At 65.4% G+C, this 19,638-nt stretch carries 19 protein-coding genes; 1 reads left to right on the plus strand and 18 read right to left on the minus strand.

What is annotated here, in order from left to right; translation table 11 throughout:
* Positions 1 to 61 precede the first annotated feature (61 nt).
* The 18 genes from IEQ11_RS11830 to IEQ11_RS11910 all read right to left on the minus strand — a co-directional run bounded on the left by IEQ11_RS11830 (position 62) and on the right by IEQ11_RS11910 (position 18,531).
* On the minus strand, positions 62 to 784 hold the full coding sequence (locus IEQ11_RS11830; RefSeq protein WP_191822553.1) for a phage baseplate assembly protein V: 723 nt from the start codon (positions 782 to 784) through the stop codon (positions 62 to 64).
* Positions 785 to 787: 3 nt separating this feature from the next.
* Positions 788 to 1,855, minus strand: coding sequence for a phage late control D family protein (locus IEQ11_RS11835; RefSeq protein ID WP_191822552.1), 1,068 nt, complete (start codon positions 1,853 to 1,855; stop codon positions 788 to 790).
* Positions 1,856 to 1,876: 21 nt separating this feature from the next.
* Positions 1,877 to 2,053: a hypothetical protein gene (locus IEQ11_RS11840; protein ID WP_187313385.1), complete on the minus strand. Its 177-nt coding sequence runs from the start codon at positions 2,051 to 2,053 to the stop codon at positions 1,877 to 1,879.
* Between the two features lie 40 nt (positions 2,054 to 2,093).
* The gene (locus IEQ11_RS11845; RefSeq protein WP_228464787.1) at positions 2,094 to 2,948 is read right to left on the minus strand and encodes a CIS tube protein; all 855 of its coding nucleotides are present in this window, start codon (positions 2,946 to 2,948) and stop codon (positions 2,094 to 2,096) included.
* 16 nt (positions 2,949 to 2,964) lie between these two features.
* Positions 2,965 to 3,429, minus strand: a complete 465-nt coding sequence (locus IEQ11_RS11850) for a phage tail protein (protein WP_191822551.1) — start codon at positions 3,427 to 3,429, stop codon at positions 2,965 to 2,967.
* Between the two features lies 1 nt (position 3,430).
* The gene (locus IEQ11_RS11855) at positions 3,431 to 6,379 is read right to left on the minus strand and encodes a hypothetical protein (RefSeq protein WP_191822550.1); all 2,949 of its coding nucleotides are present in this window, start codon (positions 6,377 to 6,379) and stop codon (positions 3,431 to 3,433) included.
* A gap of 4 nt (positions 6,380 to 6,383) precedes the next feature.
* Complete coding sequence (locus IEQ11_RS11860) at positions 6,384 to 6,836, minus strand: phage tail protein (RefSeq protein ID WP_036107371.1); 453 nt, start codon at positions 6,834 to 6,836, stop codon at positions 6,384 to 6,386.
* A gap of 15 nt (positions 6,837 to 6,851) precedes the next feature.
* A complete protein-coding gene (locus IEQ11_RS11865) occupies positions 6,852 to 8,762 on the minus strand; it encodes a phage tail sheath subtilisin-like domain-containing protein (RefSeq protein ID WP_191822549.1) in 1,911 nt (636 codons plus the stop codon).
* Positions 8,763 to 8,831: 69 nt separating this feature from the next.
* Positions 8,832 to 9,755, minus strand: a complete 924-nt coding sequence (locus IEQ11_RS11870) for a hypothetical protein (protein ID WP_191822548.1) — start codon at positions 9,753 to 9,755, stop codon at positions 8,832 to 8,834.
* Complete coding sequence (locus IEQ11_RS11875) at positions 9,752 to 10,336, minus strand: Pvc16 family protein (RefSeq protein ID WP_036107360.1); 585 nt, start codon at positions 10,334 to 10,336, stop codon at positions 9,752 to 9,754. Before IEQ11_RS11875 ends, IEQ11_RS11870 begins: the two co-directional genes overlap by 4 nt.
* On the minus strand, positions 10,337 to 10,627 hold the full coding sequence (locus tag IEQ11_RS11880; protein ID WP_153018881.1) for a hypothetical protein: 291 nt from the start codon (positions 10,625 to 10,627) through the stop codon (positions 10,337 to 10,339).
* A gap of 567 nt (positions 10,628 to 11,194) precedes the next feature.
* On the minus strand, positions 11,195 to 12,655 hold the full coding sequence (locus IEQ11_RS11885) for a sigma-54 interaction domain-containing protein (RefSeq protein ID WP_191822547.1): 1,461 nt from the start codon (positions 12,653 to 12,655) through the stop codon (positions 11,195 to 11,197).
* A gap of 252 nt (positions 12,656 to 12,907) precedes the next feature.
* Positions 12,908 to 13,651, minus strand: a complete 744-nt coding sequence (locus IEQ11_RS11890) for a hypothetical protein (protein ID WP_191822546.1) — start codon at positions 13,649 to 13,651, stop codon at positions 12,908 to 12,910.
* 293 nt (positions 13,652 to 13,944) lie between these two features.
* Positions 13,945 to 15,582, minus strand: a complete 1,638-nt coding sequence (locus IEQ11_RS11895) for a peptidoglycan-binding protein (RefSeq protein WP_191822545.1) — start codon at positions 15,580 to 15,582, stop codon at positions 13,945 to 13,947.
* Between the two features lie 26 nt (positions 15,583 to 15,608).
* Positions 15,609 to 16,046 carry a hypothetical protein gene (locus tag IEQ11_RS11900; protein ID WP_191822544.1) on the minus strand — a complete coding sequence of 146 codons (438 nt, stop codon included), beginning with the start codon at positions 16,044 to 16,046 and terminating at the stop codon, positions 15,609 to 15,611.
* Positions 16,047 to 16,101: 55 nt separating this feature from the next.
* The gene (locus IEQ11_RS26010; RefSeq protein ID WP_425494672.1) at positions 16,102 to 16,578 is read right to left on the minus strand and encodes a DUF4189 domain-containing protein; all 477 of its coding nucleotides are present in this window, start codon (positions 16,576 to 16,578) and stop codon (positions 16,102 to 16,104) included.
* Between the two features lie 8 nt (positions 16,579 to 16,586).
* Complete coding sequence (locus IEQ11_RS11905; protein ID WP_191822542.1) at positions 16,587 to 17,642, minus strand: TrbL/VirB6 family protein; 1,056 nt, start codon at positions 17,640 to 17,642, stop codon at positions 16,587 to 16,589.
* Between the two features lie 91 nt (positions 17,643 to 17,733).
* Positions 17,734 to 18,531 carry a hypothetical protein gene (locus IEQ11_RS11910; protein WP_228464785.1) on the minus strand — a complete coding sequence of 266 codons (798 nt, stop codon included), beginning with the start codon at positions 18,529 to 18,531 and terminating at the stop codon, positions 17,734 to 17,736.
* A 439-nt stretch (positions 18,532 to 18,970) separates the two neighbouring features.
* On the opposite strand from IEQ11_RS11910, the gene IEQ11_RS11915 reads away from it, so the two are divergent.
* Positions 18,971 to 19,585: a response regulator gene (locus IEQ11_RS11915; protein WP_096414491.1), complete on the plus strand. Its 615-nt coding sequence runs from the start codon at positions 18,971 to 18,973 to the stop codon at positions 19,583 to 19,585.
* Positions 19,586 to 19,638 lie beyond the last annotated feature (53 nt).

Genomic DNA, 19,638 nt, shown 5'->3' on the forward strand with positions numbered 1-19,638 from the left:
CGCGGCCTCCTGCCATCGGTGCGGCGGCGGAAGGAGGAGTGGATGCGGGTATCGACGGTATTCACCAGATATTCCCCGCGCCCGGCGTGTACGACGCACTGACGATGCTGTTGCAGATGACCGTGTCGGCCTTGACCACGCCGGAGAAACTCGACATCGCCGCATCCACCGTGACCATGCCGGCGCTGACCGCGACCTGGCTGGCGTTGACGGTGACCTTGACCGCGGCGGTGATGGTGATGCCGGCGGTTTCGAGCTTGATCGAGTTGCCGTTGCTGTCGGCGATCTCGACCGCGCCGGGGCCGTCCTTGAGGGTGAAGGTCTGCCCGCCGGGGGTTTCCAGCAGCAACTGTTCGCGGCCGTCCTGATCGTCGAGGGTGATCTGCACGCCGTTGCGCGAGCGCAGCACCTTCTTGTAGTTCTTGCCGGCGCCGTCCATCGAGGCCGGCGGTTGGTCGCGGCCGTTCCACAGGCCGCCGAGCACGCACGGCCGGCACGGATCGCCGTGTTCGAAACCAACCAGCACTTCGTCGTCCACATCCGGCACGAACCAGCTGCCGCGGTTATTGCCGCCCAACATCGTCGCCAGTCGCGCCCACGCCTCGAAACGCTGCCCGCCGGCATCGGGCGACCACGGCAACGCGACCTTGACCCGGCCCTGGTTGTCGGGATCCTTGATGTCGACGACCAGCGCCACGAACACGCCGTACCAGCGTCCGCCCCAGCCCATCGGCAGGCGTTCGTCGAGCAGTTGTTCGTAGGCGGGCAGGTCGACGATGCGCATCGTTCAAGCCCGTCCGATCATCGGGCGGTCGCACCAGAACTCGGTGCGCATGCCCAGTTTGGGATCGAAGCGGATCTGCACCTGGGTCACGGTGTAGTCGCCCTCGAACAACGGGCCGATGCCCTTGATCGTCAATCGGGTGCCGACCCGCAAGGTATCGCGGGTCTCGGCCACGCCATGGCCGACGACGAAACGCCGCGCCATATGCCGGAAACTCGATTCGGCCAGCACCCGCGCTTCGCCGTCGGACAGAGGACAGGCGTGGACCAGGGTGTCGGCGCGTTTGCCGAACGCGCGTTGCAGGGTCTGCGCGCCGCTGTCCTTGCCGCCGAGTTCGGCGCGGATCGCCGCGTCGTCGGCTTCGTGCTTGGCCGCGCGCTTGTCGGTGACGCTCCAGCCGGCGCCGGTCAACTGGGTGCGTTGATGGGCGAGGTCGGCGCGCACTTCGAATTCGCGCAGCGGACCGGCCCAGGACAATTCCAGCGACGGCCCGTTGCGGCGCGCGCGCTGCACCGCCTTGAGCTGGGTGCCTTCGACCCAGATCTGCGCGTCTTCGTGGCGGGCGAGGTCGCGCAGAAACGCGAGGTCGCTCTGGTTGACCTGCGCCAGCAGCTTGTGACTTTCGCCGCTGAGATCGACCTGCGCCTGCAGGCCATGATCGCCGGCGATGCTGCGCGCCACGTCGGCCAGACTGGCGTCGGCGAAGCCGCGCGTGCGCCGGGTCATGCGCAGGTCCTGCAATCGGTCTTCGGCGCACACGCCGATCTGCGGCGTGCCGCCGTCGGGATAGCTGGCCGAGATCGCCGAGATTCGGCCTTCGAACAGTTTCGCGTCGCCGAGCTTGATCGTCAGCGGCTTGCCGAATTCCAGAAGATCGCGGCCGAAATGCTGGAAGCCGGGCGTGTCCGCTCCGCCCCAGTTGCCGAACACCAGCTCGCAGCACGTCAGTCCCGCTTCAGATTCGCTGATGTCCAACGACATCAGCGAACTGGTCAGCGTGTCCTGGCGCCGGCCATCGATTTCCACCGAGGGTCGCGAGGCTTTGATCGGCGATGTTCCGCTATCGGCCATGAGTCGTGACTGTCCTTGTGACTAGTGCGCCCAGACCCGCAGCGCGCGTTGTTGCAACTGCCGCAGCGCGGCCTCGAGGTCGTGCGGGTCGAGCTTGGCCGGGGCGTCGTCCTGGCCCTTGCCGGCGCCGCCCGCATCGTTCTTGTCGCCGCCGCGCGGATCGCTCAGCACTTCGAATTCGTTGATCACCACACCCATCGCCGTGTCCTCATCGAAAGTCGTGTCGCGTCCAAAGCGGTCATCCGAACGAGATCGAGCCGCCGGCGCCGCCGCCGAGCGAAGCGTTCAGTCCAACCGAAGCATCGATCGACGCGCCGGTGCCGAAGCCCGCAGCACCGCCAACCGAACCCCCACCCGAAATCCCCACGTCCAGCCCGGCGCCGATCCCGCCACTCAAGCCACCGCCGATCGAAGCCCCGGCCGAAAGATTCAGATCGACCAACTGCCCCGCGGGCATCCGCAGCGGATCTTCGATCCCATTGGCTGACGCGATTCCCTGCCAATCGCCCTTGCCGTTCTTGCCGGCCATCGACTGCAGCGAATCGCCTTGCTTAGCGCTCTTCAACGGCGCCTGCCCGGGCTGATTGGGCACCTTGCCTTCGCCCTTGAATTCGGCGGCGAGGATCTTCTGTTGCGACAAGGTCATGGTGATGCTCGAACGCAACGGCTTGCCGTCCTGAGAGAAGAACTCCAGCGTTTCCTCCATTCCCTCGACCATGCCGTCGAACAGGAAACTGCCCCAGTGAAAACGTACGCCGGGCGGCGCGAGTTTCTTCGGGTCCTGCTCGGACGGTTGCGGGGTCATGAAGTAGACGACGTGCTGGGTCAGCCGGCGCACGTCGTCGACTGCGTCCTTTTCCATCGCGGTCACGTCGAACCACAGTTGCAGCGCGAGCTTGGTGGTGCCGGCGCCGACGAACTGGCGGCCGGCGTTGCCCGCGGCCTGGTCGCCGCCCTGCGGCTGCACGATCTGGTTGGCGAAGGTGACCTTCAGCGTTTCGGGATTGAACTGCACCTCGACCTTGCGCCCGCCGTCCTTCTCCTTGGCGAAGCTCTGATCGAGTTCGTACAGATGGGCTTTTTCCAGGGCCATGCGCGTTCTCCTCGGCTCAGCGATCGCCCGGACGCTTGAGCGCCAGGGTTTCGTAGGCCATCTGGAATTCCTCGATGGCGATCTGGCCGTCGCGCGCGTTCATCGACGGCGCCTTGAGCTTGACCGGCACGCAGCGCGACAGCACGAAGCGCGCGCGCACGGTGGCGCCGTCGGGCGCGAGCAGCACGACCTCGGCGTTGGCGCGCAGGCGCGGATCGGCGACCGAGTCGCGGAACCAGTCCCACAGGTCGAAGTTCTCGCTCATGCCGCGCTTGAGGGTGAGCTGGCCGTAGCTGACCGCGCCGTTGAGGCGGATCTGGCGGCCGTTGTCGCCGCCCTGGCGGATGGTCTTGACCTCCATGCTCATCTCCAGGCCGTCGCATTCGGCGAACGCGGCATTGGCCAGCGGCTTGGCGTCGCCGCCGCGGTTGATCTCGACCGAGAAATTGAAATTGGTGAAGGGGTAGGGCTGCGCGCTCATGTCACAGTTCCTCCTTGACCGTGAGGCGCTCGCCGCTTTGCGCCAGGCGCACTGCGATGAAACGCATCGGCAGCGACGGTGCCACCCGCAGTTCGACCACGAACCGCCCGGACTCGACCGATTGCGGCGGATTCACGCCTTCGTCGGTCACCACCCGGAACGATTGCTCGGCGGTGGCGCCGGCGAACGCGCCGCGCTCGAACAGATCGCCCAGCAGCAGGTCGAAACCGCGCTGCACCGAGCGCCACAGCACCGGGCCGTTGGGCTCGAACACGTAGCTGCTGCCGCGCCGCAGGGCCATGCGCCGCAGCAGGATCAGCAGGCGGCGCACGTTGATCGGGCGCAGTTCTTCGTCCAGCGCCAGGGTGTCGGCGGACAGCGCGAAGAAGCCGCGCGGATCGTCGCGCAGCAGATTGATCTGCGCATCCTGCAAGGCGGCGTGGTCGCCGTCGGCGATGCGCGGGGTCAGCGCGACCACGTCGCGCATCGGCTCGTTGGCCGCGGCGATCCAGGCGCCGCGCTGCGAAGCGCGCGCGGCGAACACGCCGGTGGCGACACCGTCGGGCGGCACCACGCGCAGCCGGCGCTGCGGATCGCGATCGGCGCCGGCTCGCGCGCCCGCGCCCGGCGACAGCGCGCCGAGCGAGCCGGCCGCGAGCGCGCCGCCGCGAGCGTCGGATTGCAGCCAGGGGAAATACAGCGCGCCGTAACTGAGCGCGCGCGCTTCGTCGAAGGCCAAGGCCAGCGGATCGATCGCCGCGCCGGCGCCGCGCACCGCGCGCAGGCGCTGGCTGTAGCGCAGCGCCTGCGCCGTGCGGAAATGCCGCGGCATCGACAGCACCACGAACAGATCGCCGCAGGCCGCGCCCAGACGCAGCGCGGCGCGATGCACGGCCAGCCATTCGGCTTCCATGCCGGCTTCGACGGTGGCCGCGGTCGGCAACACCCATTCGTCGGCCCGCACCCGCACCGTGACCGGATTGGAGGGCAGGCTGTACTCGCCGCCGACTTGGGCGACAACGCGGTAGTGATAGCGGCCTTCGCGTTCGCTGATGGCGACGTATTCGCTCAACTCGCCGTTGTAGATTTCGCGCTGGTCGCTGAAGTCGGCCAGTCCGGCTTCGAACAAGGCATAGCGCGCGCCGGCTTCGCTCTGGGTCCAACTGAGTCGATAGCGGCCCGGCGACACCGGCGCATCCGGGCCATCGAGCACCGGCGCGGCGATCAGGCGCGTGCTGCAATCGAGAAAGCGGCTGAAATCCGGCGCCGACAAGACGTCTTGCGAAGCCGCATCGATCAGGCAGGCGCCGCGATGGTCGCGCCAATGCGGCGGCGTTGTCGGCGTCGATGCGGGCGCCGGTTCATCCGGCGGATCGACCCGCCGCTGCCATCCCAGATGGATCGCATCGGGCAGCGCCAACAGGCTGGCTTCGTTGAACAAGCCGCCGGCGCCGATACCGAACACCGCATGCAATCCGTACAAAGGTCTGGGCGAAGGACGGATCAAGCGGATGTCGTCGGCATGCGCGATCAGGGTCTGCACGCTGTCGGCTTCGAGTGCGGGATCGAGGAACAGATCGCGATCGAACCGGGCCAGGCCGTCGCGTTCGAGCGCGGTGGCGGTTTGCGTCAGCGGCCCGACCGAGGCGCCGAAGTTCGCTTGCAGGCCCAGCGGCAGCCACGCCAACGGTCGTGGCGCGTCGTCCGGCGCAAGCGGATAGCGTTGCAGTTCGGCCGGCGGCACCGAGGCCAGATCGTCGCGCTGACGGTAATAGTCCTGGTCGCGTTGCTGTTGCCAGAAATGGCCGCTGCCCAGCGGCGTGAGCGCGAGCGAACGCAGGCGCGACTGCGCGCCGTCGGCGCCGAGCGCGCGCAATTCCAGTTGCAGCCATTGAGCGGATTCGACCGGACCGGTCCAGGCCGTGGCCGGATCGAGCTCGCGCCAGGCCGGGCCCTGCGCCTTGATCAATACCGCGATGGCGTCGTCGACGACCGGGCTGATCGACAGGTCGGCGACGCGATCGATCTCGTCCACGCGCAGCCAGACGATCTGCGCGCCGGCGGCGAAGCGCAGCCAGGCGCCGACGCTCAGTTGCTCGGAGGCGAGCGGCGCCTGCAGTTGCACGGCGGCCAGTGCCCAGCCCGCGGCGAGCGGCCTGGGCGAATGCAAGGTCGCCGGCAGTTCGTCGTCGAGCCCGACAATGCGTGCATCGCCGCTGATTTCATCCGGCGAGCCGTCGCCGATCAGCGCTTCGAACGCCGCCACTACCCGGACTTCCACGCGGTAGGGCGCGGCCGGCGTGCTGCCCGCCGCGATCTGCTCGACCCGTGCATACACCTGGATCGCCGGGTCCTGATCGAACCGCAGCAGGTCGCCGACGCGCAACGGCTGGCGGGTCAGAAAGGCGAAACGATGGGCCGCGGGCGAATCGATCACCGACCACGAGTCGAGCGCGAAACCGCGCTGCTGGGTCGCGGCGTCGACTCGCAACCCATCCGACCACGAGCCCTCGCAGCGCGCCGCGACGATCGCCGGCGCGATCGCGCCGGTGCCGTCGATCGCGAGCAGGCCGGGCAGGGCATAGCGGTTGGCGGTCGCGACAGCGCTCGGCAGCGGCGCGTCCTCGCCCAACCGCACCCGTTCCATGGCTGCGCTGCGCGCGACCCGCAACACCCAGCAGCGACGTCCGCCGTTGGCGAAGAACGCGCGCACGCTCGGGCCCAGATGAGCGAACACGCGTTCGCCGCGCTCGCTGTCCCAGGCCAGCGGCGCATCTGCGCCGAACACGGCCGCGTACTGCGCCACGCTTTCCACCGCCACCGGCAGATGCAGCGGGCCGGTCGCGGCGAAGCCGACGAACACCGCCACGTCCAGGCGCGGCAACGCGTCCGCCGCGGGCGGCGGCGCCACGTCGACCTGGATGCCCGGCAGCCGGCGCGCGTTGGCCACGGTCTTACTCCATCTCCAGCCGTTCGTAGGCCAGCACCAGTTCTTCCATCGCCACGTCGGTGCCCTTGGCGTTGAACGGGCCGCTGGTGTGCTTGATGATCCGCGCGCGCAGCAGCTTCCAGGTCTGTACGATCTGGGTGTGGTCCTCGTTCTGCAGATGGATGGTGACCGTGCGCATGGCTTTCTGATCGCCGTTGCGGATCTGGTCGAGCCATTGGTAGAGGTTGAGCGAACCGATCACGCCGCGTTTCATCGTCACGTCGGTGGATTTGTTCATGCCGGTGATTTTCATGACGCTGTTTTCTTTGGCGTTGCCGGTGCGGTATTCGGACACGGTGACTTCCATGCCGATGCCGCTGAGTTCCTGGAACCCGGCCTGCGGCCCGTCGGTGACCCCGTCGCCCAGGTCGACGAGGAAGTTGAATTGCACGTACGGGCGATCGCGAAGGGTGGCCATGTGCTTGCTCTCCGATCAGACTTTGCGGTCGGCCGTCCACTGGCCGATGCGGAAGATGACGAACTCGGCCGGACGCAGCGGCGCGACCCCGATCAGGCAGATCAGGCGGCCGTTGTCGAGGTCGTTCTGCGACATCGTCGAGCGGTCGCACTTGACGAAGAACGACTTCTCCGGCTTGTCGCCGAGCAAGGCGCCGTTCTGCCATTCGTTGAGCAGGAAGTCCTCGATGGTGCGGCGCACGTTGGCCCACAGCTGCTCGCCGTTGGGCTCGAACACCGCCCATTGAGTGCCCTTGTCGATCGAGCGCTCCAAATACGCGAAGTAGCGGCGCAGGTTGACGTACTTCCATTCCGGGTCGGAGCTGATCGTGCGCGCGCCCCACAGGCGCATGCCGCGGCCTTCGAAATAGCGGAAGCAGTTGATGCCTTCGGGGTTGAGCACTTCCTGTTGGGCCTTGTTGAGGAAGCGTTCGAAGCCCAGGGCCAGGTTGACGACTTCATTGGCCGGCGCCTTGTAGACCGCGCGATTGACGTCGTTGCGCGCATAGATGCCGGCGACGAACCCCGATGGCGGCATGTGCACCTCGCGCTGGGTCAGCGGATCGAGCACCCGCACCCACGGGTAGTACAGCGCGGCGTACTTGGAATCGAGCTGCGCGCGCATCGCCCGCACTTCGCTGATCGCCATGTTGTCGCCGCTGTCGAGCACCGCGATGCAGTACTTCATGCGTTCGGCGTGACGGATCAGCGCGCGCACGATCGACGGTGCCTGCAGGGCGTAGCTGTCGGCGTAGCCGTAGGTCGAGCCGGGCGCGGCGACGATCGAGATGTCCTCGAGGTCTTCGAACTGGCGCAGACCGGTCTTGCGATCGGCGTTGTCGACCTCGCCTTCGTAGGCGTCGGCGGTCGGGCGCGAGCCGTCGTTGCCGTCGCTGAGCAGGATCGCCAGGCTGCGCTCGGCCGCGGTGCTTTCGGCGGCCTGCAATGCGGCGCGCAGACCCAGCGGCGGCGAGGTCGAGGCGTTCGGGTCGGCATCGAAGAAGGCGTTGAGCAGTTCGGTGCCGGTGCCGATCGCGGCGACGTCGTCGGCGCGGATCACGATCGGCAGGGTGCGTGCGCGACTCTGGCTGGCCGGGTTCTCGGCGAAATAGGCGAACAGCGAATCGGGGCTGCCGGCGCGCTGATGCTTGGGGTCCAGCGACAGATCCGGGGCGACGAAGGTGTCGCCGCCGTTGAGCGGCTGCACGACCACGGTGACGGTGATCACCCGCAGTTCGTAGTCGGCCGCGCTCAGATCGGTCAGGCGCGCCTCGGCGGAGGTGATGTCCTCGCCGCTGGAGACGAACGCCCAGCTTTCGCTGGCCGCATCCCACAACGCCAAGTAATAGCCGTCCTCGATCGCCGGCGACGGCGCGCTGGCGCGCGGACGGATCCACACCACGTCGCGCGCCTGCAGCGAATTGGCCAGGGTCACGCCGCCGACATCCGACAGCAGGCTCTGGCTGACGTTGAACACGAAGCTGACCCGCGCATCGCCGGCGCGGCCGGGGAAGCGCGCGAACACCATCATCGACGAGGGACTGCCGGACAGCCCGCCGCGGGCGCAGCCCGGACGGGTGTCGGTGGCGTCGATCGGCGTGAACACGCGGCTGATGTAGATGCGCTTGCCGCCTTCTTCGAAGAACGCGCGCACGCCGTGCCACATGTAGTTGTCGATTTCGACGTTGGAATCGAACACCAGCTTGTCGCGGCCGCCGTAGGTGCGTTCGAACTCGACCAGGCTGGTGACGATTTCCGGATCGATGTTGAGCGGCCCGTAACGGGTCGGACCGACGAAGCCGGTGGTGGTGGTGCTCACGCCCTCGATCGATTTCGCGCGGAACGACACTTCCTCGACGAAGACACCGGGAGCCAGGTACTCAGACATAGCAATTCTCCTTGCCAAGAGCGGCATGCGAAGCGGCACGCGGGCGCGGCGCGGTCGGGCGTGCAGTCATCAGGTGGACAGCAACAGCCAGGACGCGTCCGCCGCGTTCTGGCCCTCGGTCTTGGCCAGGTATGGCCGGCGGTAATCCAGTCGCCGCGGCGGCGCGGGCGAGGACAGCGAATCGATCACGTCGCAGGGCGCGGCCAGCTGGCCGAGCACCTGGGCGAGATCGGGTATCGACGCAATCGGTTCGAGCGGCGGCGAGGTCGTCGACCAGTACGCGCTAAGCTCGAGGGTCCAGCGGAAATCGCTGCGCGCCTGCGGCGGCGAGGCCAGCACGGCGCGCGGCGGCTCGGGGTAGGGGAACATCACCGCGACGCGGCCTTCGCGATCGGCCATGCCCAGGCCGCAGCGCACGCCGTCGATATCGACCGCGAGCAGGCTCCAGGCCGGAACGCGGCCGCTGCCGGCTTCGCGCAACTGCGCGTAGACCACCGCCAGCGGTTGCGGCGGCGGACGCGAGGGCGATGAGAACAGCGGAATGCGTTCGATCAGCAGCAACGGCGGCGAGGCGGTATCGCCCGGCCAGAGGATCGGCTGCGGCGGCGACATCCACGGCGCGAGCCAGGAGAACACGCCGCGCGCGGGCAGGTCGGCATCGAATGCGATCGGCAGATAGCGGCCTTGCGGATCGCTGACTTCGACGCGGTAGCGGCCGCTCAATGGCGGCGAGGCCGCGGCGGCGTCGCTCCACGCTTGCATCGGGTCCGCGGACGCATCGAATTCGAACGACGCCAGACCATCCACGCGATGGGCGACATACACGCCGCTGGGATTGGGCAGCGCCGGCTTGCGCGCGGTCGGGCGGGTGAGCGGATACACCTCCACCTTCAGGCCGTCGATCAACGACGTCGCCGCGGCCACGTCCCAGAAGCGCAGACCGAGCGCGGCGTTGCGCTGTACGACTTCGCCTTCGCGCAGGACCGCGCTCATGTCGCGGTCTCCATCTGGAAGCGCCGGGTCTGCACCGCGGGGCCGTCTTCGATGGTCACGTCCGAATCGATCAGCACCATGCGCAGCGCATAGGTCGCCGACGGCGGCAGCCGGCGCAGGCGGTCCCACAAGGTCAGATAGTCGGCCAGCGACAGCGGGTCGCAGATCAGTTCGACCGCTTCGTGCGGGGCGAAGGTGTCGGTCTCGGGCATGTAGTGGTTGAGATGGCCGGCGCTGAGCACGCCGGTGTCTTCCATCAACCGCATCGCCCAGCCGAGCATGCGCAGCTGGCGCTCGGTGTCCTGCGCCCACGGCGTGATCATGTAGTACAGGTCGATCGGCAGCGACGGGCGGAAGCGTTTTCCATCGGGCGAGCGACGCAGGGTGAGGTTGCGCACCGCGCCGTTGATCGCGGTGCGGAACAGATACACCGAGAAACCGTCCTGCATCGGGTTTTCGAAGTCGCGGGTCTGGTACAGGCTCACGTCCAACCCGGCGCCGAACTCTTCGCGCGGATAACGATCGCGCAGCAGGCCGGCGAGGGCCGTGCTGGTGGCGGCGATGGCGCGATAATTGGCCACTCAGTCCTCGCGCGCCTGGTGCGAACGGTGCGCCTGCGACAGCGCGGCCAGCTGAGCGTCGTCGCCCAGGCGTCGATAACGACGGCGACCGTCGGCGGCGACGATCTCTTCGATCGCGCCGCAACGCTTCATCCACTCCAGTGCGTCCTGCAACTCGTTCATGGCGACCTCGTGTTCGGTTCCAAACCACCAGCGGCGGATGCCCTCGGCGGTATCGCATGCGAGCGGATTGGCGCGCAGATAACCGGCCAAGCTGCTGACACATGCTGATGCCGCGTTGTTGTCATCCATCGCGAACTTGCCTCTGTGCCAGTAGTTCATTGCAAGAGCGATGCCAACTTTTCGGCGGCGGGTAACTGCTTGAAGTCGTTCGCGTGGGTGTTTTGCGCGACCACCCGGGTGGGATGTTTTCGTCCTGGCTGGAATCGGCAATCGGTCACGCGTTGTGGGCGTTTCGATTGGTGTGCAAGCGTTTGGAGGCAGGATGTCTTTGTCCTGGCATCGGGATGGTTTTGTCCTGGGGACGGGCACTCGATGGTTTTTTGCGGGATGTCCCGATGAAGAAACGATGCTGGGCAGTAGCGGAACTTCGAGCGAGATGCAGCGGTGTTCCTTCTCCGGCGTGCGGGAGAGGGTGCCCGCAGGGCGGATGAGGGTGCTTACGCAACAGGTTGCGTTGTGGTTGCGGCAGGCGCGCCCTCACCCCAACCCCTCTCCCGCAAGCGGGAGAGGGGCTTTTTTAGTCGTCAAGCAGATGAGGCAACGTCATTCCCTTCTCCCGCTTGCGGGAGAAGGTGCCCGCAGGGCGGATGAGGGAAAACGAAACTCGCCCGAGCGACCAACCCTCAACCTGAGCCTCTACCCCGGCTCATGCTCGAACGAACGAAACCGGCTCGGTTCGATCCGATGCTTGCGCATCAACTCGAAGAACGCGCGACGGTCCTTCTTCGCCGCCATCGCGGCGTGGGTGACGTTGCCGCCGTGCACGGCCAGCAAACGCTCGACATAGCCGCGTTCGAAGTCGTCGACCACGCGTTGCTTCGCGCTGCGGAACGAGGCGCGTTCGGCATCGGCGATCGACGCCAATGCGGGTTGGTCGGGCTCGCCGCCATGTGCGCCGTCGATCTGAATGTCTTCGCGCGCCAGCATTGAACCGCGCGCCAGCAATACCGCGCGTTCGATCACATGGCGCAGTTCGCGCACGTTGCCCGGCCAGTCGTGGGCCAGCAGCAATTCCATCGCGCCGGGCGTGAACGCTGGCCCGCAGCGGCCGTAGGGGCGGCCGAACTCGCGCGAGAAATGCGCGGAGAAATGCCGCGCCAGCAGGGCGATGTCCTCGCGTCGCTGACGCAGCGGCGGCAAGGTCAGGTTGAGCACGTTGAGCCGGTAATACAGGTCCTGACGGAAACCGCCGTTCTGCGCGAGCACGCACAGGTTGCAGTTGCTGGCCGCGATCACCCGCAGATCGGCGCGATGCACGGTGTTGGAGCCGACCGGCCGGTATTCGCGCTCCTGCAGGAAGCGCAGCAGCTTGGCCTGCGCCGACAGCGGCAGGCAGTCGACATCGTCGAGGAACAAGGTGCCGCCCTCGGCTTCGCGGACCAGGCCGGTGCAGGCGCTGTGGGCGTTGGTGTAGGCGCCTTTGACATGGCCGAACAATTCGTTCTCGACCAGATCGACCGGGATCGCGCCGCAGTTCACCGCCACCCACGGCCGGTCGGCGCGCTTGGACAGATAGTGGATTGCCTGCGCGCAGACTTCCTTGCCGGTGCCGGTTTCGCCGACGATCAGCACGCTGGCGTCGCAGCCGGCCAGCACCGGCAGGCGCGCGGCGATGCTCGCGCAGGCCGGGCTGGCGTGGACGAAGCCGCGGATCGCGGGCGGCGGCTCGGGCGCGGACGGCTCGGCGGACTCCGCCTGCGCCGACGAAGAAACAACGGTGTCGTGCGCCGACATCGCATCGACGCTGGCGCGCTGCAGTCGCGCGCCCCATTCGGCGCAGGTCGCCGGCAGCGAGACGAAATCGCTGACGCCGGCGCGGATCACCGCGTCGAGTTCGAATTCATCGGCATCGCGCATGCTCACCACGATCGCCATGCGCGGGCGTTCGCGACGGATCGCGGCGATGCATTCGAGCACCGCGTCCAGCGCGCCGGCCCCGGACACCAGCACGATGCCGTCGGCGCCGCGCATCGCCGTCTGCAGATAGCCATCGGGCAGCAGCCGCAGATGCGCGCAATCGGCGAGCGCGGCCTGCACCGTGCGTCGTTCGGCCGAGGCGTTCGCCAGCGGTACCACCGCCCAACACGGCACTTCCATCGCCAGCCTCCCTGTCCGTGCCAGTCCGCCCCGCGCAGCCTCGCCGAGCCCTCGCCGCGCAGCCGTGACGGCTGGCCGGTGACGGGCCGGTTCGATGCGTTTCGGGGTGTTGCAGCACGATCAACGCGATGACCGCGGCCGGGCGGTCACCGCCCGGTGTTCGGATTTGCAACATCGGCCGATCGGGTCGGCGTCTTCGCTATCGAAGCGGCCGGACGGTGAGCCGGCGTGAGACGCTCACGCTCGCTCAAGCTAGCGCTGACGCTCGCCGAACGGGGCGCGGTACCAGCCGATCAGGCCGGCGAGCAGCAACAGCGCGCCGAACCAACGCAGGTTGCGCGGCCAGGCGGGCGCGGCCTGCAACAACTGCACCTCGCGCACGAACAAGGTCTCGCAGGCGCCGTTGCCTTGATCGTCGCGGCGGGTCGAGGTGCCGCGCTGAAAATCGAAGCCCGAATGATGGCTGTAACTGGCGAGCTGCCCGCGCAGGCGCACCTGATCGCCGACCTTCAACCCACGGATCTGCCGGGCGACGTCCTCGTTGTCGGTCAGGATGTGGTTGTTGGAAATCGCGCGCACATGCGCCGGCCCGACCCTGTCCACATCGGTGTAGCTGATGTAGCACACCCACTGGCCGTTGGAAAAATCCATGACCTCGTAGGCGCCGTCGGCGGCATTGGCGCCCCAGACCATGCACAGGTCGGCGACATTGAGATAGTCGCGGCTTTGCTCGTGCTCGCGATCCCACCAGGTTTCCGAATCGTGCCAGCTCACGATCAGCCCGGAAATGTCGTATTCGGCGACCGGCGTGATCTGGTAGTCGACACCGCCCGCCTGGGCCGGAAAGGCGGGCAGGGCGGTCGGGGTCTGCACGGGATCGTGCAACACCGACGGCGACAAAGCGCCGGGCGCCGGCCGTTCGCCGTCGTAATAGAAGCCGGCCGCCAACAGCGCGACGCCGCCGAGCAGCAACAGGCGGGCGATCAGGCTCAGCATGCGGTCGGTACCACGGCCGACAGTACGAGGCCACGCCGGGCGTGGTGATGGATGGCGTTGACGATGGATTCCCCGAGAATGCGGCCGTTGCTACGTACGCGCGATGGCAGCGAGCCGCCATCCAGTGCGCGCGGGTCGATCCGGCTGGCGACCCGCGCCTTTGGGCAAGTGTAGCGTTTGCGGCGGTTTCAGCGTGTACCCGGAGACCTGGTCCTCGACGTCGGCGATGGGCGTGTACTTACCCGCCGATCCGTTTGTTCTCGCAACGCGCGCTGTCATCACGCAACGCAGCCCTACACGGTCATCGACTTGACCTGATCCTGGTTAGCCTGCGACGGCGCGTTGTTCTGCCTGGGAGCGTCCTGACTCAACTGCTCGGTAGTCTTGTCGACGGGTTGTTGCGCCGCCTGGGTCTTGTCGGTGTAAACGCGCTGATGAGCCGGATCGTTCACAGCGCCTTGTACCGCGAACAGCCCCGTGCCGCTGGCGCTCGGGACGACGTGATCGATCTTGCTCATGCCGCTGACCTTGGCCTCGTAGGTCAAGGTGGCTGCGGCACGCTCGCGTTCGGCCTGATCCTTGAATCCGGCCTCGGGGCCTAGTTTTTCGACGCCCTTGAGCGCCTGTTTGTAAAGATCATGATCGGGATGAGATGGGTCGGACAGCAGCGGGCTGATAGTTGACGCGGGTGGTGACGTGCCTTCCTGGCGTGGCTTGGCCGGATCGGCGGCTTTCAACGCATCAAGGGTGCGTGAGCCGGCGACGCCATCGACTTTCAGGTCGTGATCGCGCTGGAAAGCTTCGAGGGCTTCTTCTGTTTTCTGGCCGAACTTGCCGTCCGCGCGTAGCGGGCGACCATGCGCGTCCGTGTAACCGAGTTCGTTCAGTCGTTCTTGTAGTTCGCGGACTTCTTGGCCGCGTTCGCCTTGTCGAAGTTCTCCATCCGTCATTGCGCCTGCTGGTCGGTTCGGCTTGCTGTCAGAATTGGTGTGTTTTCCCGCATCATTGTCTTTGGCTGGGGAATTTCCGATCGTCTCGTCTGCTTGAGTCGGTTGTTCTCCAAGCGCCGCTTGTATGGTTGCGGCATCGATATCGCCCGTTTCGGGTAGTCCACGTGCTTTCTGGAATGCGAGTACCGCAGGTTGCATGTTGACGCTATATACCCCATCGGGTTCCAGGGGGCGCCCGTTCGCGCCTTTGAGTCCTTCTGCGATCAATACGCGTTGGACCGCTTCGACGCGCTCACTTGATTCGCCAATACGTAAGACGCCATCATCCACGACAGGAAGAGCATCGATGCCGCCTGTTCGGCGTCCGTTGTCGATCGACAAACGACCAGTCGTGATGTCGCTGATGTAGTTCTCGTACTGTTGAAGGTAGCGAGAATCCATTTCGAGATGTACATGCTTGCCCGCGGTTGCGGGAAGCCCTGTGTTATTTTGCGTGCCTAACGCTTGTCCGAATTCTATGGTGTCGCCTTCCTCTACCAGGATTGGGTTCATGTGGCGGATTCGGGCGATCACTTCTCCGCCTTTTCTATCGTAGATGTCAACGAGCCCTTGAGCGTCGTTTGTGCGTCCTACATATCCACCGATCGGGGCGGGCACGTCAACCGCGCGCACGCCGGGCTGTCCGGCCGCGATTCGAGAGTCTTCAAGTATGAAATCTTTCTTGATGAGAACTTGATTCGGCGATAAATCGTGGTCATTACCGGATGTCGCATACTCAATTTCTTCGATTTCGCCGCCAACTACGGCGTGATTTCTGCCGTCTTCGCCATCAACCACGACGCCATTAACCAGATGCGCATTGCGATTGGAACCAGGATGATGCGTCACCAGGCTCTCGAAATCGTCTACCCCAATATTTACCGTTTTCCCCTTTTGAGTGATTCGATAGGGTGCAGGCGCTTGAGTTCCGTTCGTTTCCATTGCTATTCCTTTGTCTTGCCTGGCATTTATTTGCAGCGTTCGTAAATTTCCGGGCTGCTGTTGTCGATCACCGTCAGCGTGTCGACGCCGCTTATGGCGAATATTTGAGTCTGGTCTGACTCTTCACCGTCAGAGTGCATTTTGGACTGGATACGCCATGTCTTGGGGCTGTTCGACAGCTGTTCCACGCTTCTCGGGCTGTACCAATGTTCGTAGCCGTTTATGGACGTGGGTGATATATCAATTCTTGTGTCGCTATCTGGATTTCCAGGTGGTTTGCATGGCTGGCCTTGCACGTCCCATATGCCTCGAAGTTCTTTTGGGATATTTGCATTGACCTGCTTTTCCGCTGTGTTGGAAGCTTGTTTTTCAGATTTTGATGCATCATTTTTTGCGGTCGATGATCCGCAAGCGGTGGAAACTGCAAGAAGCAGAAATACGAGGATCGGCGTGAACTTTCTCATGTATTTTTTGCCGGTTACTTGAATTGATGGGGCGGAATTTTGTATTGGCCGAAGGCTAAATACGTGTTGGGAGACTGCAGCCGGAGTAATAGATCCAGCACTTCAGGTTCCCACTGTCTTTCTGGCAGCTTGTCATCGCAAGCTTTGTTGCTCGCTCCTCTGTTTCGGCATTGACGACGGATGACATGGATGTGCTTGCCGCTACAGCTGCGCATTGATCCCTGTAAGTGCGATCGATTTTGCAATTCGACCCGCCGCGAGTCCTACATTCTATAAGAGCTTCACTTTCGGCTTTTCGTTTGCTTTGCATGTTGCTGACGATCCCAAACTGACCGCCGCCACTGGCTATGGCGCCCCATTTGCTCTCCCATTTCTGCGCCGGTTTTGTCGTCGGCATGGGGGCGCAGCCTATAGGGCCTTGAGGTCCAGGAGGCGTGGTCTGATAGTAGCCTTGAGGGCATGCGCCCTCAGATTTCGCTGGCGCCGCCATCGTCATGAGTGTGACTAGCAGTACGCATGTGGCTATTCGCATAACGGACCTCAATCTTTATCTCGTGGAGTGTTTTTGACTTTGTCCTGTTGAGGCAAATTTTCACCATTCTTGCCGCCCATATATCCAGTTTCTGGTCGAGAAACGCCGCCTGTTTTTGTCTCGTTTTCGATTTTTTGTGTGGGTGGCGCCGCCACCTCAGCATTCCTGTCCTTCCCGGGATCCTTCCCAGCAAACGCCGAATACGACATGAAGTTCCCCAGCGTCCCCTGGAAATAGGCCGCAGCCAGCGGCGGGGCGGTCACGATCAGCACCGTCATCAGCAGGCCGATGCCGCCCTGGAACATCGCCTGCGTGGTCATTCCCTCGGCGGCGCTGCCCAGGATGCCGTTCAAGGCCTTGTTGACCCACAGCAACACCGCGATCTTCGCCATCAGTTCCATCACCCAGCCGGTCACCACGCTCAGCAGCGACATCGAGAACAGCGTGCCGATGGTGTAGAGCAGCCATCGTCGGAACAGGTCCTTGGTTTGTTCGAAGACCAAGCACAGGATGAACAGCGGCGCCAGGCCGATCGACAGGGCGATGGAGAACTTGAACAGCAGCTGCATCGCGCCGGCGGCCATCGGCGGGCTGGCGGTGCCGATGCCGGCGAACAGCAGGGCCTGCTCTTTCTTGCGCTGCAGGGCGGGGTCCTTGTCGGGCACCTGCACCGCGTCGATCGCGCTCAGCGCGACCTGCATGAAGGCGAGGTTCTTGTCGATCGCGTCGCTGCTGCTCTGCGCGCTGCCGACGAACAGCGAGTGGATTTCGCGGTCCAGGTCTACGGTGACGAAGCGGTGCAGGTTGGTGCCGCCCCAGGCCATGCTGGTGGCGACCGACAGGATGACCGCGATCCGGGTCATGCTGACCACCAGGCCCATCATCGAATCGCGCGACTGGCCGGTGGCCATGCGGTAGCCGGCGATCATCACCCACAGCGTCACCAGGGTCAGCGAGATCGCGCCGACCCACTGCATCATCCGCGCCATCAGGCGCAGGCCGAACTGGTCGATCTTGTGATCGAAGTACTCGCTGATCAGTTTGAAGAAGGCGAAGTCGCCCACGCCCTGCGCATGCGGGTTGAGCCAGTCGTGCAGGCAAAGCAGTGCATCCATGAGCCGTTCCTTCGAGCTTGGAAGTTGGCGATCGCCGGGATCAGAACGAGAAGGCGCTCTTGATCGAGTCGGTGCCGATCACCCGGCCGATGCCGCTGCCGTCCTTGCGGCCTTCCAGTGCGCGACGGGCAAGGCGGGACTGATCGTTCTGCAGCGCCAGGATGTAGTCGTCGTAGGCGCGCATGCGGGCCTGCCAGTAATCCAGGTCCATCTGGGTGCGGATCATGAAGCGCTGGGCTTCGTTGTCGTTGGCGGCCAGCGCGCCCTGGCTTTCGCCGACGCTGTCGCGTTGGGTATTGATGTCGCCGAACTCGTTGTTGCGCCGGATCAGCAGCTTGAGCATGCGCACCGAGTCGTTGTACTTGGCGTTCTCGGCAAGCACGGCGCGCTGGCACAGGGCCAGTTGCTGCTTGACGATGTCGCCGTCCATCTGCGGGCTGAACTGGCCGCGCAAGCCGTCCAACCCGCCGCCGGAACCCGGGCAACGGTCTTCCATGCCGTAGTTGCCGGGGCGCTCGGGGAAGTCGTCGACCATCTGCGAGTTGCTGATCTGCAGCTTCTGCAGCTTGACCAGTTGCTGCTTGTAGTGGTTCGCCGTCGCGGTCCAGCGTTCGGCCTGCTTGCCGAACTCGATCACGTTCTTGGCGATGTTCTGGATGTGCGCGACCAGGGCCGGTGGGTCGTTGACGACCATTTGCGCGCGCGTTGGCGTGGCGGCGAACAGGCCGGCCAGGGCGAGGGCGATGGGCGCGGTGGCGCGGGCGCGAGGCCGGGCCGGCGAGGCGGCGGCGTGCGACGAACGGGCGTGCGAAGCGGCGCGCGGCGGCTGAGCGTTCATGCGGTGGTCCCCCTGGTAATAAATCCACGCTCCGGTGGATTCGTGCTTGCTTGACGCGGCGTCCTGCGTTTCACAATAGAAACCAGATGGGGGGCGCGAAATCAATCCTGGGGCCGGTTTTTTCGTCTATTTTCAGCTTGTTGTAGACATCTGCCTGAAGCTGGATTGATTTTGTGTGGAATTGATATGCTCGCCGCGTGCAACTACCGGATCAGGGCCGGCTGACTGCGCGATGAAGTCGTCCGTGGAGCGCCGTGTATCGCAACTTCAGGTAGCGGTTCCCGGCGGCGCGGCTTCACCGTGTCTTGCCGGCCCTTGTCCGATGGTGAAAATGGATGAGGCGGTTGCAGGCTGGGCGGATGGGCGGACGCGAGGTTCCGTTCGGCCGCCGCGGCGCGGATCGGATTGATGCTCGACTTCACAGGGAAGGCTGGCCGGCATGATTCATGTGTTCATGGTCGATGATCATTCGCTCGCGCGCATGGCGCTGCGCCTGATGATCGAGGGCGATGGCGACGTCAAGGTGATCGGCGAGGCGAGCGACGTCGACATGGCGTTGCGGATGATTCCGTTCTCGGCGCCGGACGTGGTGGTCAGCGATTTCGATCTGGGCACGAGCGATGGATTGACGGTCACGCGCAAGTTGCTGGATTTCGATCCGACCTTCCGCGTCCTGGTGGTGTCGATGCGCGAGCGCGGGCCGGTGTCGCGGATGCTGCTGGCGGCCGGCGCGCTGGGCTTCGTGTCGAAGTCGTCGCCGCCGGGCCGGGTACTGGAGGCGGTGCGCGAGGTGGCGCGGGGACGGCGTTACCTGGACGAAGCGCTGCCGGGGTCTACGAGCCTGGTGGCGCGCTCGCCGTTCGATCGCCTGAGCGCGCGCGAGCTGATGGTGATCCATATGCGCCTGCAGGGCAGCGATGTCCGCGGCATCGCCAAGGTCCTGAAAATGCCCCAGTCGACGGTGCGCGCGATGCGGGCGACGGCGATGGAGAAGCTCGGCGCGCGCAGCCACATCGGGCTGACGCGGCTGGCGCGGGAGCATGGGTTCGTCTGAGGTCCGGGCCGGCGCGCTCGGTCCTTGAGATGCGATGCGTCGGTCGGCCGTTT

The organism is Lysobacter capsici (genome assembly GCF_014779555.2).
Classification (GTDB): Bacteria; Pseudomonadota; Gammaproteobacteria; order Xanthomonadales; family Xanthomonadaceae; genus Lysobacter; species Lysobacter capsici.

What these genes read in the sequence shown, in the direction of transcription:
- IEQ11_RS11895 (WP_191822545.1), bottom strand. Translation starts at nt 15,582, where the DNA reads ATGGAAACGAACGGAACTCAAGCGCCTGCACCCTATCGAATCACTCAA.
- IEQ11_RS11850 (WP_191822551.1), bottom strand. Translation starts at nt 3,429, where the DNA reads ATGAGCGCGCAGCCCTACCCCTTCACCAATTTCAATTTCTCGGTCGAG.
- IEQ11_RS11890 (WP_191822546.1), bottom strand. Translation starts at nt 13,651, where the DNA reads ATGCTGAGCCTGATCGCCCGCCTGTTGCTGCTCGGCGGCGTCGCGCTG.
- IEQ11_RS11840 (WP_187313385.1), bottom strand. Translation starts at nt 2,053, where the DNA reads ATGGGTGTGGTGATCAACGAATTCGAAGTGCTGAGCGATCCGCGCGGC.
- IEQ11_RS11910 (WP_228464785.1), bottom strand. Translation starts at nt 18,531, where the DNA reads ATGAACGCTCAGCCGCCGCGCGCCGCTTCGCACGCCCGTTCGTCGCAC.
- IEQ11_RS11865 (WP_191822549.1), bottom strand. Translation starts at nt 8,762, where the DNA reads ATGTCTGAGTACCTGGCTCCCGGTGTCTTCGTCGAGGAAGTGTCGTTC.
- IEQ11_RS11845 (WP_228464787.1), bottom strand. Translation starts at nt 2,948, where the DNA reads ATGGCCCTGGAAAAAGCCCATCTGTACGAACTCGATCAGAGCTTCGCC.
- IEQ11_RS11915 (WP_096414491.1), top strand. Translation starts at nt 18,971, where the DNA reads ATGATTCATGTGTTCATGGTCGATGATCATTCGCTCGCGCGCATGGCG.
- IEQ11_RS11835 (WP_191822552.1), bottom strand. Translation starts at nt 1,855, where the DNA reads ATGGCCGATAGCGGAACATCGCCGATCAAAGCCTCGCGACCCTCGGTG.
- IEQ11_RS11885 (WP_191822547.1), bottom strand. Translation starts at nt 12,655, where the DNA reads ATGGAAGTGCCGTGTTGGGCGGTGGTACCGCTGGCGAACGCCTCGGCC.
- IEQ11_RS26010 (WP_425494672.1), bottom strand. Translation starts at nt 16,578, where the DNA reads ATGCGAATAGCCACATGCGTACTGCTAGTCACACTCATGACGATGGCG.
- IEQ11_RS11880 (WP_153018881.1), bottom strand. Translation starts at nt 10,627, where the DNA reads ATGGATGACAACAACGCGGCATCAGCATGTGTCAGCAGCTTGGCCGGT.
- IEQ11_RS11830 (WP_191822553.1), bottom strand. Translation starts at nt 784, where the DNA reads ATGCGCATCGTCGACCTGCCCGCCTACGAACAACTGCTCGACGAACGC.
- IEQ11_RS11870 (WP_191822548.1), bottom strand. Translation starts at nt 9,755, where the DNA reads ATGAGCGCGGTCCTGCGCGAAGGCGAAGTCGTACAGCGCAACGCCGCG.
- IEQ11_RS11860 (WP_036107371.1), bottom strand. Translation starts at nt 6,836, where the DNA reads ATGGCCACCCTTCGCGATCGCCCGTACGTGCAATTCAACTTCCTCGTC.
- IEQ11_RS11900 (WP_191822544.1), bottom strand. Translation starts at nt 16,046, where the DNA reads ATGAGAAAGTTCACGCCGATCCTCGTATTTCTGCTTCTTGCAGTTTCC.